The 246-nt window shown below is 58.9% G+C and carries 1 protein-coding gene; it reads left to right on the forward strand.

Annotated features, from left to right (window positions below; translation table 11 throughout):
- On the forward strand, window positions 1-246 hold a 246-nt coding region (gene tnpA / locus ACO0LB_RS21075), incomplete at both ends, for an IS66-like element accessory protein TnpA (RefSeq protein ID WP_423052709.1).

Genomic DNA, 246 nt, shown 5'->3' on the forward strand with positions numbered 1-246 from the left:
GCCAAGGCGCCGACGCCATAGTGCCGAATTCAAAGCCCAGGTAGTTCAGGCTTGCGAGCAACCAGGTGTCTCCATTGCCGCGATAGCGTTGCATTACGGGCTGAATGCCAATTTGCTCAGGAACTGGATCCGAGCCCAGGAACGTCACGGGGCGGAGCCAGCCGAATTTGCTTCGGCACAGCCGACTGCTGAGTTCATCCCGATTCAGTTGCCGACGCCATCAGCTGCACCAGCAGCTCACGACAT

This window comes from Undibacterium sp. SXout7W (assembly GCF_049339385.1).
Classification (GTDB): Bacteria; Pseudomonadota; Gammaproteobacteria; order Burkholderiales; family Burkholderiaceae_D; genus Undibacterium.